Raw genomic sequence first — 10,988 nt, 5'->3', positions numbered from 1 at the left:
CCCCTTGAGCGTCTACGGCCAGACCAAGCTGGAGGGCGAGCAGCTCATCCGCGCCAGCGGCTGCCGGCACCTGATCCTGCGCACCAGCTGGGTCTATGCCGCGCGTGGCGGCAACTTCGCCAAGACCATGCTGCGCCTGGCGGGCGAGCGCGAACGCCTGACCGTCATCGACGACCAGATCGGCGCGCCCACCGGCGCGGACCTGCTGGCCGACCTCACTGCGCAGATGGTGCGCACCGCGATGAACAGCGAGATCGACTTCTCCGGCGTCTACCACGCGGTGGCCACCGGCGAGACCAGCTGGCACGGCTACGCGAGCTTCGTCATCGAGCAGGCCCGCCAGAGGGGCCGCGAACTCAAGGTCCAGACCATCGACCCGGTGCCGACCAGCGCCTTCCCGACGCCGGCCAGGCGCCCGCACAACTCACGCCTGTCGACGCAGAAACTCCAGCAGGTCTTCGGCCTGCGGCTGCCGCCGTGGCAGCAGGGTGTCGAGCGCATGCTTATTGAAATCCTCTGATTCTCCGCCCGGCAGTGTTAGAGCGCGTTATGAACTTCCCGCCCGCCGTTTGATGGCGCTGAAAAGCTGAATCCATGAGCTGCAAACCCTACCCGAGCTACATCAGCGAAGAGGAATGGCATTTCGTGGCGCTGTACCTGACGCTGATGGATGCGAATGCGCCGCAGCGTCGGCACGATCTGCGGGAGGTGTTCAACGCGCTGCGCTGGCTTGCGCGCGCCGGCGCGCCGTGGCTACTGCTGCCGCATGATCTGCCGCCTTGGCACAAGAGGGTGTACCAGCCGTTCCGGCGCTGGGACGAGGCGGGCTGCTTCGAGGCGATGGGCAACGACATGTGCTCGATCATCCGGGTCAGCGAAGGCCGCCGGGGTCAGCCCAGCGCTGTCGTTCTGGACGGACGCACGCTGCAGAGCAGTTGCGAAAGTGGTGTATGCGCGGGCTACGACGGCTACAAGCGGCGCAGGGGCAGCAAGGTGCACATGGCCGTCGACACGCTGGGACAGTTGATCGCGATGACGGTCAAGCTGGCGTGGGCGGATCAGGGTTACACCGGCGAGCAGGCCAGGCAGGACGCCCAGGCCAGCAAGATCGACCTGCAGATCGTCAAACTCCCCGAGGCGAAGAAGGGGTTTGTCCTGCTGCCCAGACGCTGGGTGGTCGAGCGCTTGCCTCAGGTGCTGGCCAGCTTGCATTTCGTCGTCTTCGCCATCCTCATGCCTCCCAAGGCCGCAGCGGTGATGGCTGCGGCGGGAAGTTCATAACACGCTTTAGCTGGTGGTTTTTGAGTGGTAAGGAATATTTGTGCGATATTATCGAATTGTACCCGGTATTGCGCTGGCTATATTATTAATTGTACTGACAACTAATGCGTTTATCGGTTTAATTAAAGATGGTGGTGCTCGTGCACAGGGGTTGCACAATGCTATTTTATACACAGGAGTATTGAATATTATTCCTGTGATCGCTGTGTTTTTATTGATCGTTTCGGCATCATTTTTCGCAAGAGAAGAAGTCCTTCGCTTAGGTGTGTATTATAAAATAATGATAGTGTGGGCCGCCTGTACTTGTTTTTGGGCTCCAGAAAAAAATATTGCAATAATATCCTTCTCTTATATTCTTTCGATACCTGCTGCTTCGGCATTATTCGTGAAGTACTTTGATGGTGATGAAATATATGAATGTTTCAAGTTTGCTGTAATTTTTGTGGGGACTATGAGTTTTTTTTGGGCATTATTTATTCCAGACTATGGTATTGCTGCTGACTCTGAGCATGACGGTTTGTGGCAAGGTGTTTTTACACATAAAAATAGTTTAGGTATGTATTCCGTTATAGCTATCGCAATGATTTTGGCGTTGAAGCCGGCTCTCCACAAGGATATATACGGCATTGGTGCTATTGGTCTGCATTTTATTCTACTAATAAAGTCAGGATCATCTACGAGCATGCTTGCTGCAGCATTAATGTGTTTTACGTACATTTTTACGAATATTTTCTCTAACGTAAGAGATTCTTCTGTTGTTCATCAGATATTGGTTTCTGGTTTCGTTGTGGTCCTAACCATAATTACTCTGTTGATAACTCTCGTATACCTTGATCCATCTTATTATCCTTTGGTGCCGGACTCAATACTGAGTAGAGTTTATATATGGAGTTATGGTTGGGGTCTTTTTTCTGAGTCGACTATTGGTGGTTTGGGTGTTAATCAGTATGCATACATGAATGAGCGTGGTTTTAGTGATATGGAGGCCATTCTTGGATATAGTGTAGGGTCTTCGCACAATGCTTCATTAGAAACACTTGTTTCTTATGGGGTTGTCGGATTGGTATTTTATATTGTCATGATGGCTGGGTTGTCGAAACTGATGGTTTATCGTATTGGCTTTGGTGGCGCGATTGTATTTTTAAGTGTGTTCATGGTTCTCGGTGTAACTGAATCAGTTAATTTTGGATATAACTTCCCATTTTTTATTCTGACAATGTTGTCATTGTTAAATTCGCGCAAAGGTGGATGATGAAAATAATTCTTGCAGGGCAAAATTATTTTGTTGTAGGAGGGTCTGACCAAGTGCTTTTGGCAGAAGAACAAGCGTTGCTTGCTGCTGGACACGAAGTTGCACCATTCGCGGCTAAAGATTCAAGAAATTTGCCGAATCAGTGGGAAAAATATTTCCCTGAAAATACGTCAAAACTTGTTGGTGATTCTATATTGGATGTCGTCAGATCGTATTATTCACTCAAATCTTCTGAAGCGTTAAATAATCTAATATGTGATTTTCGTCCGGATATATTGCACTGTCATATTTATTATGGAAAATTGACTGCTTCAATTATCCGATGTGCCCATAAAAATTCAATACCGATCGTTCAGACTTTACATGAGTATAAGTTGGTTTGTCCTACATATCAAATGATTGCTGATGGTGAACAATGTGAAGATTGTAGTGGATTTAACTACTACAAGGCTATCATGCGGTCATGTAATAAAAAATCGCGTGCACGTACGTTGCATTCAACTGTCGAGGCTTATGTTTCATTGCTTGCTGGCTCATATAGGCTCGTTGATAAATTCATTGCAGTGAGTGATTTTCAGAGAAATAAAATTATATCAATGGGCGTGGATTCAAATAAAATAGTAACAGTCTATAATGGGGTCGACATGGATCGCATGCCATATTTTGTAGATAAGGGCGATAACTATGGGTATATGGGGCGAGTTGAAGATATAAAAGGGATTTGGGAGATGATTTTGGCGTTTGAGGTTCGTCCGGATATTAACTTGGTTGTCATGGGCGATGGGTCATTGAAGCCGACTATTGAGCAATACATTAATAGTCGCGGCATAAAAAATATCCTTATGGTTGGATTTTGTGGGCCTGAGAAAAAAGAAAAAATATTGCAAAAATGTAAATGTATTTTGGTTCCCTCTAAATGGGATGAAACTTTTGGCCTTGTAGCTGTTGAGGCTCTTGCCATGGGATTACCTGTTATTTGCAGTAATCGTGGAGGTCTTCCTGAAGTGGTTCGAGACGGTGTTGATGCTATAGTTTTAAAAGAAGTTTCTCCAGAAACTATTGGTGCTGCATTGGATTTTTGCGAGAGTGGCGATCTTGACTTGTCGGATATGGGAAGACGAGGTTCTCAACGAGTAAGATCTGAGTTTAGTATGAAAAGGCATGTCGAAAGTATTGTTGGTGTATATAAGGAGTTGCTGGGATGATGGGGGCGCTAATTAATTTTAAAAAAATACTCAATAAAGAGTTTAGGTGTGTGGCTGCACTGAATGCGCGCTGGAATTTTTATAAGATAAAAAAAATATTCGATGGTGGTAAAAAATGCGAAAATGACATATTTTATGTTGTATCATTGACTTCATATCCTCGCCGATATAAGGACCTTGCTAGAACTATAAAGTCAATTTTAATGCAAAAGACAAGAAATAAATATGAAGTTATTTTATGGATTGCAAAAAATGACATTGATGAATTGCCAAATGATGTGGTGAATCTATGTAAGTTTGGCTTAAAAATTAATTCTTGTGAAGATCTTCGATCTTATAAAAAAATAGTTCCTTTGGCTGAAATTATTGCCGCTGGAGATATTTGCCCTGTAGGTGTCATTATTGCGGATGATGATATGAACTATCCGCAAGGCTGGTTAAATTCTTTGATTGAAGATAATGTGCTTTATCCTGCGGATGTTGTTGCGCATAGAGTTCATCGCATAAAATATCTAAGCAATGGTTTTCCGGATGATTATATGAATTGGATTCATAGTATCTCTGAGCCTGGCATTGATTCTGGTAACTTTGCGACTGGATGTGGTGGAGTTTTATATCCTACTGTTTTGTTGAAGAGGATGAATTTTAATGTAAATGTTATTCGTGATACTTGTCCCGATGGAGATGATATTTGGTTGTATGCTGAAACAAGGAAGCTGAATTCTGTAGTGAGGCTTGCTACAAAAAAAATTGATATTTTTGAGTGGAGTGCAGCTCAAAGCAGTGCGCTTTGGTTGGAAAACTGTATTCAAGGACGGAATAATCAGCAGATAAAGAAATATTGGGAGGTGTGTGGTGGTTGGAATAAAAGATAATAAACTTGTGAAAAATATTTTTTGGACTGCTTCTGTTCAAGGAATACGTGTAATAGTTCAAATTTTAACAATCGGAGTTCTTTCAAGAATAATACCGGCAGAAGAGTACGGGGCAATGGCTGCTTGCTTCGTGGTTATTAACTTAGCATATGTTTTTAGGGATGGAGGTGTTGCAAATTCTCTTATTAGAGTCGACTCTTTGGATAAAATTTTTATTGATACGGCATTTTTTATATCATTCTCTCTTGGATTCGTTATATTTTTAATTCTGCAAATTTTTCATGAAAGTATAGGTGCATTTTTTGGAATAATGGTTGTTGGTGAATTAATTAAAATTGTATCGTGGGTTTTTGTTTTTTCTGGATTTGGCGCTATTCCTCAAGCATTGTTGGAGCGTTCCGGGAACTTTAAAAAAATTGCACAGGCGGAGATATTTTCGAGTGTTTTTGCATTCATTCTGGCATTAATTCTAGCCATTAATAATTTCGGCGCGAAGGCTTTGGCTGCATCTTTTTTTGCTAACGTTGCCATAACATCGGTACTTTACGTAATTTTGGCTAAATGGCGACCTGGAATTTCTTGGAGCGCCACACGGAGTCGAGAGATACTTAGTTTTGGCGGAGGTGTTCTTGGATTTAATTCTATTAACTATATAGCAAGAAATGCTGATATACCTATAATATCAAGAGCGTTAGGTGCAGTACAGGTTGGTTATTATAGTCAAGCATATAAAATTATGCTATTTCCAGTTCAGAACATTACGGGAGCAATTAATCGTGGAATGTATCCGGAGCTGTGTTCACGAATCAGAAGTGGGCATGGTGCACATGAAATATACTGTAGAATACTTCGATCATTATCATTTTGTATATGGCCGCTGATGATTTTTGTTGCTATAGAGTCAGAGTCAGTTATTTTTGTGGTTTTGGGAGAAAAATGGCTGCTCGCTTCTCCGGTGCTTTTTTGGTTGGCTTTGACTGGATGTATTCAAGCCTTGGTAAGTACCACTGGTGGTGCATTGCAGGCGATGGGGCGTATATCTGAATTACTAAAGCTGGGTACACTTGCCACTTTACTCCAGTTGGGTGCATTTTTGATGGGCGTCAGTAGTGGTATCGAATACATGGCCAAACTATATTTTTGGGCTAATTTTTTCAACGGAATTTTTGCTCTTTATTTCGTTATTAAATTTATTGGGGCAAAAATAAATGCAATCTCTTTGGATGTTGGTTTAAATTTGATTGTGTCTTCTACAGTTGTTGTTGTGGCGCATTTATTTGTTGATCGTGTGCTGTGCCTTGATGTTGGAGTGCTTAGATTAATTGTTGGATTTTCGGCAGTTGCATTTTTTTTGATGGTTGTTATTTATTTATTGCATTTTTCTTCTGAAGGTGGCTTTTTGGGGAAATTAATGAAAGGTGTAAAATTTATGATTTCGGGGGGTAGTGTTACTGGTTTTTGGCGAATTGTTTGACATGAATCGGAGTAATTTTTTAAAGTTATCTATCTTGGGCGGCTTGAGTGGTTGCTCAGGCGTTAATATTTTCGACGGACAAAATTATAAAAATAATAAAAAGACCGGTTTCAATGTAACTCCAAATGTAAGTATTTGCGCCTTAAAAGAGCTTGTCGGCCTTGGCTTCCGTATTTTTAGGGTCAGCTTTGCTGATGGGGCTATATTTGATAAAAATAATCCAAAAAACATTAATGAAAATGCATGGGAAAAATTATTTAAAATCATTAATTTTGTTATTGAAAATGATTCAACAATTGTTATTGATCCACATACGTACATAGGCTTTTCGAATAAGTATACGACTCATCCAAGAGATAAATTCTGGTTTGATGCTGACATCCAAAATAATTTTAGATGTTTGTGGAGAAGTATTTTTATTAGATTGAGTAATTTTCTTCCGATTAATGCAAGGAATAGTGTGTGGGTTGATTTTTTAAATGAGCCTGTTCATTTTCGTGGTGGCGATAAAAATCTTTCGTGGCAATTTCTTGCCAAAAATATTGCATATGATTGTCATGAGTTCTCTGAAGGAATTCAAATTGTGCTTCAGCCTGCCAGACTAGTTGATTCCAATGGAAAATATATGTCTTGGAGAGATTCAATATTAAGCTTCAAATGGGTGGATGATATGCGTGTAATTCCTAGTTGGCATATGTATTACCCTATGGAATTATCTCACTTTGGAGTTTTTGATACAGTTCGTGCAAACAAAAATATTGTTTTTCCATTTACTGATAGTGATGGATTTGTCTGGAGTGATGATACTATAAAATTTTTCTTGAAGGATATTGTTTCTTTTTTCATTGATTCATTCGGGAATTCACCATATATCGGTGAATTCGGGGCTAGTGTATTTTCTGGAAAATATGGTGATTTGTATTTGTCTGCGTTAGTGAGAGCATTTTCAATTTTAAATTTAGATTGGACTTTCCATTCATTTAGGGAGAATGCCATATGGTCACCTGAAAGTGCTGGTAAAGAAAACTGGTCTGCCTGTAAAATTTCGCAGTCAAGAAGAATTGATATTTTAAAGGGTGTTTCATGAGTATCAAAAAGTATGTTATTTCCCTTGAGGGGGCAGAGCAAAGAAGGCGCGATTTAAAGTTTCGTGTCGGTTCTTCTTTTGATGAGATAAATATTATTAATGCTGTTGACGGAAGAAAATTTTTTGCGTCTGATTATTTTTTGAATTTGCAGAGGGCGCGCTATTTTTTGAGCCCCTCAGAATTGGGGTGCACACTGAGTCATATTGAAGTTTATAAAAATGCAATTTTATCTGGCGAAAAATCTGTTGTGATTATGGAGGATGATGTTATTGTTGATAGAGAAGGATTATTTCGTTGCGATGAAATAGCGCGAAGAATTCCAGCCGATGGAATATGTATTCTGGGTGGGCAGGATGGTTTAAAATCCAGGAAATGGATTATTGGGAGGCTTTCCCCTGAGCTGGGTTCTAATGTATATTCGATTCCTAGAGTTTGCTGGAAACAGGTTTGGAGGACATGTGCATATATCGCGGGCGATAAGGCTTTGGAAATGCTGCTAAAAAAACAGCAGGATGGATTTTCTAAGGCGGATGATTGGGATTATTTGTGTGGCAAAGGTATAAAAATATTCTTCACAGAAATTGTAAGGCATCCTATTGAGTTGAATGCTAGTTCTATAGAGTCCGAGAGATTAAAATCTTATGGCAATCGATCAAAAAATGGTTTTTTTCCTAATGTGATAAAAAAAATTCTATATATTTATGAAAGAAAGTTTATTTACGCAAGAATATTCGGATCTCTTTTTTATCTGATTTTTGGATTTGTGTTTGTTCCGCGGCGAAAAAATTAATCTAATCATGAAAAAAGTAACTGTCTATATAACAACAAAAAATAGGCCAAAAGATTTTTCTAGGGCCTTGGGTAGCGTAATTAATCAGACTTATAGTAATCTTGAGATAATTGTAGTTGATGACGGTAGTTCTCCTGTTAATAGTTCATTGAATAAAAATTTTTGCTCTAAAGACAATAGAGTGGTTTATGTGAGAAATGAGGAGTCAGTTGGCGCGCCGGCTGCTAGGAATATTGCAATAAGTTTAGCGAATGGTTTTTTTGTCACTGGTTTAGATGATGATGATTTTTTTGAAATAAGAAGAGTAGAGTTGTTTGTTGACAAATGGAATGAGTTGAATCAAAATTCACATAATATTCCTGTTGGATTTCTTTATTCGCAATACAAGATTTTTACTTCTAAAGAGAAATATTTCTTCAGTAAATTTCCTTGCGTTGCTACATCTGATGCAATATTAATTAGTAATTGCGTTGGAAATCAGATATTTGCTCCATTAGAAAATTGGTTTGCCGCTGGTTTATTTGATGAAAAAATGCCGGCCTGGCAAGATTTAGAGTTATTTTATAGATTCTGTAAAAGAGTTGGTTGTGGTATTTTAGTTAATAATCCATCCTATGTTTTTTTTGATATAAGATCATCTGACAGAATATCAACCAAAGGTGTTGATAGAATCAAGAGGGCATATAATTGCTTTTTGGAGGGTAATTCATATTTGAGTTCAAGTGATAAAGCTTGGTTGTATATGCAAATTTTTAGTAAGTACTATGGATTTAGGCCTTCAAGCAAAGACGTGGCTTACTTTTTTTCGCTTAGGCCGTCGGTTAAGCAAATACTAAAATTTCTACTTCGATTTGTTTTTTGATGAGGGTCGCTATGTATAATTTGGTTAGTAAATTGATTGGTTTGCGAGAAAAACAAAAATTACGAAATGAAAAATTTATTATTGTGTCGAACAATTGTTGGGGGTATGAGTTATATCAGCATACTGATAGATCATATAATACACCATTTGTTGGTTTATTTTTGTTGCCTGATTGTTATATTGGTGTTCTTGAAAATTTTGATGAATGCATGAATTCAGATATTGAATTTTTGGAGAGGTCGAGATATATTTTTCCTGTAAATTATCCTGTTGGTCTGCTTTGTGGTAAATTTGAGATTCATTTTTTACACTATTCAAGTAAAGAAGAGGCTGAGATTAAATGGCGTCGTAGAGTTGCCAGATTGAAAGAGGATAGAAAAATGGGGGCAAAAATTTTCGTAAAGATGTGCGATCGAGATGATTGTTCTGGGATGCATCTCGAGAAATTTCATGCTATGCAGTTTGATGGTAAGATATCTTTTGGGATTAAGGATTTCCCATCGGCGGATCATGTTTTTTGTCCAAATTTAATAAATAAAGATAAAAATGAAATTATTGATGGACTTAGTTTGTATAGAAGGCGATATAGATGCTTTGATATTGTTGAATGGATTTGTGAGGGAAGGGTTAATCATTCTAAATTTTCCAAGTTAATTTCTTCTTATTATGATGTTTTTAACTAATTGGAGCATTTTATGAACTTCCCGCCCGCCGTTTGATGGCGCTGAAAAGCTGAATCCGTAAGCTCCCCCTGCAAGTAGACAGCCGAAATCAGAGAATGCGGCCCAGTCCGAAAGGAGCGAGCCGATGAGGAAGAGCAAGTTCAGCGAGAGCCAGATCGTGGCGATCCTGAAAGAAGGAGAGGCCGGGCTGCCGGTGGCCGAGGTGTGCCGCAAGCACGGCATCAGCGCGCCGACGTACTACGCGTGGAAGAGCAAATACGCAGGCGCGACGGTCTCGGACCTGACGCGCATGCGCGAGCTGGAAGCGGAGAACGCCCGGCTCAAGCGCATGTACGCCGACCTGGCGCTGGAGAACGCGGCGATCAAGGACGTGCTGGCAAAAAAATTCTGACGCCGTCCGCGAAGCGGCAGGTGGTCTCGGCCATGGTGACCGAGCATCGCCTGCCGGTCACGCGAGCCTGCAGGGCCGCAGGCTTGTCGCGGGCGGCGTACTACAGGACGCCGCCGCTGCCGCAGGAGAAGGATGCCGAGGTGATCGACGCGCTCAATGGCGTGGTCGAGCGCAACGGCCGCTGGGGGTTCTGGAAATGCTTCGACCGGCTGCGTCTGGACGGCCGCCCGTGGAACCACAAACGGGTCTGGCGGGTGTATTGCGAGCTGGGCCTGAACATTCCGCGCAGGACGAAGCGCCGAATCCCGAAACGCGAGCCGACTCCGCTGGCCGCAGGCGCATGCGTCAACCAGGGCTGGGCGCTGGATTTCATGCACGACGTGCTCTACGACGGCCGGCGTTTCCGCACCCTCAACGTGATCGACGAGGCCAACCGAGAGGCCCTGGCGATCCAGGTGGCGCAGTCGCTGCCCGCCTCGATGCTCATCCGCACGATGGACCGGCTGGTCGACTGGTACGGTGCACCGAAATCCATCCGCATGGACAACGGACCGGAGATGAACAGCCGCGAATTCGTCGCGTGGGCCCAGCGCCGGGGCATCGTGCTGAACCACATCGAGCCCGGCGAGCCCAACCAGAACGCCTACGTCGAGCGCTTCAACCGCACCTTCCGGACCGAAGTGCTCGATGCCTGGCTGTTCAATTCCATCGAGCAGGTCCAGGCCATCGCCGACGACTGGCTGACCCAATACAACGAGTACCGACCGCATGACGCCTTGGGCGGCAAGCCACCCAGGCAGTTCATGCCCCGATTGATCACCACAACCGCCGCAGACTCTGGGAATCAGCTGTCTGCTTGACGGGTGAGCTTACGGTCGTCGCTCAGCGCCGGCCGATCGACAGATACTCCAGCCCGAAGGAGCGGATCAGCTCCGGCTCGTACAGGTTGCGACCGTCGAAGACGATCCTGTCGCGCAGGCTGGCGGCGATGCCGTCGAAGTCCGGCGTGCGGAATTCCTTCCACTCGGTGACGATCAGCAGCGCGTCGGCGCCTTCCAGCGCCTGCTTCTGGCTCTCGGCGTAGCTC

The 10,988-nt window shown here is 43.2% G+C and carries 12 protein-coding genes; 11 read left to right on the top strand and 1 reads right to left on the bottom strand.

Annotated features, from left to right (window positions below; translation table 11 throughout):
* The 11 genes from HNQ01_RS22010 to HNQ01_RS21960 form a co-directional block, all read left to right on the top strand.
* A partial coding sequence (locus HNQ01_RS22010) for a sugar nucleotide-binding protein (protein WP_173807651.1) occupies positions 1-520 on the top strand: 520 nt, incomplete at its 5' end.
* Positions 521-594: 74 nt separating this feature from the next.
* The gene (locus HNQ01_RS22005) at positions 595-1,281 is read left to right on the top strand and encodes a transposase (protein WP_173807650.1); all 687 of its coding nucleotides are present in this window, start codon (positions 595-597) and stop codon (positions 1,279-1,281) included.
* Between the two features lie 40 nt (positions 1,282-1,321).
* Complete coding sequence (locus HNQ01_RS22645) at positions 1,322-2,533, top strand: O-antigen ligase family protein (RefSeq protein ID WP_173807649.1); 1,212 nt, start codon at positions 1,322-1,324, stop codon at positions 2,531-2,533.
* A complete protein-coding gene (locus tag HNQ01_RS21995) occupies positions 2,533-3,738 on the top strand; it encodes a glycosyltransferase (protein ID WP_173807648.1) in 1,206 nt (401 codons plus the stop codon). Before HNQ01_RS22645 ends, HNQ01_RS21995 begins: the two co-directional genes overlap by 1 nt.
* Entirely contained in the window at positions 3,738-4,613 is an 876-nt protein-coding gene (locus tag HNQ01_RS21990; RefSeq protein ID WP_217427654.1) for a hypothetical protein, read from the top strand. The genes HNQ01_RS21995 and HNQ01_RS21990 overlap by 1 nt, the downstream gene beginning before the upstream one ends.
* Positions 4,594-6,087 (top strand): lipopolysaccharide biosynthesis protein, encoded by a 1,494-nt coding sequence (locus tag HNQ01_RS21985; protein WP_173807646.1) that lies wholly within the window; start codon positions 4,594-4,596, stop codon positions 6,085-6,087. The genes HNQ01_RS21990 and HNQ01_RS21985 overlap by 20 nt, the downstream gene beginning before the upstream one ends.
* Positions 6,059-7,174, top strand: a complete 1,116-nt coding sequence (locus tag HNQ01_RS21980; protein ID WP_173807645.1) for a cellulase family glycosylhydrolase — start codon at positions 6,059-6,061, stop codon at positions 7,172-7,174. Before HNQ01_RS21985 ends, HNQ01_RS21980 begins: the two co-directional genes overlap by 29 nt.
* Complete coding sequence (locus HNQ01_RS21975; protein ID WP_173807644.1) at positions 7,171-7,965, top strand: glycosyltransferase family 25 protein; 795 nt, start codon at positions 7,171-7,173, stop codon at positions 7,963-7,965. The genes HNQ01_RS21980 and HNQ01_RS21975 overlap by 4 nt, the downstream gene beginning before the upstream one ends.
* A 7-nt stretch (positions 7,966-7,972) precedes the next feature.
* Positions 7,973-8,827, top strand: coding sequence for a glycosyltransferase (locus HNQ01_RS21970; RefSeq protein ID WP_173807643.1), 855 nt, complete (start codon positions 7,973-7,975; stop codon positions 8,825-8,827).
* Positions 8,827-9,510: a DUF1919 domain-containing protein gene (locus HNQ01_RS21965; protein ID WP_173807642.1), complete on the top strand. Its 684-nt coding sequence runs from the start codon at positions 8,827-8,829 to the stop codon at positions 9,508-9,510. The genes HNQ01_RS21970 and HNQ01_RS21965 overlap by 1 nt, the downstream gene beginning before the upstream one ends.
* A gap of 124 nt (positions 9,511-9,634) precedes the next feature.
* Positions 9,635-10,761, top strand: a protein-coding gene (locus tag HNQ01_RS21960) for an IS3 family transposase (protein WP_434801529.1) whose coding sequence is annotated in 2 segments (ribosomal slippage) — positions 9,635-9,896 and positions 9,896-10,761 — 1,128 coding nt in all. Because the reading frame shifts where the segments join, the coding sequence is not laid out codon by codon here.
* Positions 10,762-10,783: 22 nt separating this feature from the next.
* On the opposite strand, the gene HNQ01_RS21955 is transcribed toward HNQ01_RS21960, so the two are convergent.
* On the bottom strand, positions 10,784-10,988 hold a 205-nt coding region (locus HNQ01_RS21955), incomplete at its 5' end, for a UDP binding domain-containing protein (RefSeq protein ID WP_286181093.1).

It is taken from the genome of Sphaerotilus uruguayifluvii (assembly GCF_013294065.1).
Lineage (GTDB): Bacteria > Pseudomonadota > Gammaproteobacteria > Burkholderiales > Burkholderiaceae_C > Sphaerotilus > Sphaerotilus uruguayifluvii.
Note: the sequence above shows the minus strand (reverse complement) of the source record. Positions and strands in the feature narration are given on the sequence as shown.

Bases quoted from the DNA above. Each gene is read 5' to 3' on its own strand.
- HNQ01_RS21970 (WP_173807643.1), top strand. From the start codon at position 7,973: ATGAAAAAAGTAACTGTCTATATAACAACAAAAAATAGGCCAAAAGAT.
- HNQ01_RS22005 (WP_173807650.1), top strand. From the start codon at position 595: ATGAGCTGCAAACCCTACCCGAGCTACATCAGCGAAGAGGAATGGCAT.
- HNQ01_RS21995 (WP_173807648.1), top strand. From the start codon at position 2,533: ATGAAAATAATTCTTGCAGGGCAAAATTATTTTGTTGTAGGAGGGTCT.
- HNQ01_RS21975 (WP_173807644.1), top strand. From the start codon at position 7,171: ATGAGTATCAAAAAGTATGTTATTTCCCTTGAGGGGGCAGAGCAAAGA.
- HNQ01_RS21965 (WP_173807642.1), top strand. From the start codon at position 8,827: ATGAGGGTCGCTATGTATAATTTGGTTAGTAAATTGATTGGTTTGCGA.
- HNQ01_RS21990 (WP_217427654.1), top strand. From the start codon at position 3,738: ATGGGGGCGCTAATTAATTTTAAAAAAATACTCAATAAAGAGTTTAGG.